Raw genomic sequence first — 693 nt, 5'->3', positions numbered from 1 at the left:
GGAAACGCCATCTCCTGTTCTTTCGAAGGTTCTGCCACTGCGGGAACCGTCTGGAAGGCAGCCCAAAGGTCTGCAATATCCTGATCGGTGAAGTTGCCATAGAAAGGATAGGTGAAAGCCGGATAGTACGGCTCCCCTTCCGGAGAAATCCCCTGCCTCACCGCCTGGGCAAACTCCCCGATCGTCCAGTCTCCGATCCCATGTTCGGGATCGGTGGTCAGGTTTGGGGAGTAAAGCGTACCAAACGGGGTGTCCAGTTTGACGCCTCCCGTCAGAGGGGCTCCACCTTCCTCGAAATTGGTGTGGCAGGCGATGCAACCACTTGCACGGGCAAGATATGCACCGCGGTTCACGTCGCCTTCAAGTGTGATCGGCCCCTTGATCTGACCAATCGGCCAGGCAACAAGCGCCCCGGTTACGGCGGAACCGAACACCGCCGCCCCCAGAGCCAGCCTTATGATCCTACGCATGTCACTGGCTTTCCGCGCGGAATTTCGTGTGGCAGGCCGAGCAAACCTGGGTGAGCATGACAAACGCCCCATCAGCTGGCATTTCAGCGATATGCTCTGCGGTCATGCCATTTCCCATCATACCGCTTCCCATCATGGTGCCAGCGCCCATCATTGCGGATCCGCCACCCATCATTGCTGAGCCATTGCCCATCATCGTTCCCGATGAACCGGTGTCGCTGGA

Annotated in this window: 1 protein-coding gene and 1 pseudogene; both read right to left on the bottom strand. The window is 58.4% G+C overall.

Annotated elements, in window-relative coordinates; genetic code table 11:
- Positions 1-470 (bottom strand): c-type cytochrome (locus tag O2N63_RS17495; protein ID WP_271055598.1); only part of this gene is annotated, 470 nt, incomplete at its 3' end.
- 1 nt (position 471) lies between these two features.
- Positions 472-693, bottom strand: a pseudogene (locus O2N63_RS17490) (cytochrome c); the annotation flags it as partial.

Origin of the sequence: Aliiroseovarius salicola (assembly GCF_027891095.1) — a bacterium.
GTDB lineage: Bacteria > Pseudomonadota > Alphaproteobacteria > Rhodobacterales > Rhodobacteraceae > Aliiroseovarius > Aliiroseovarius salicola.
This window is presented reverse-complemented; position numbering and strand designations above follow the sequence as displayed.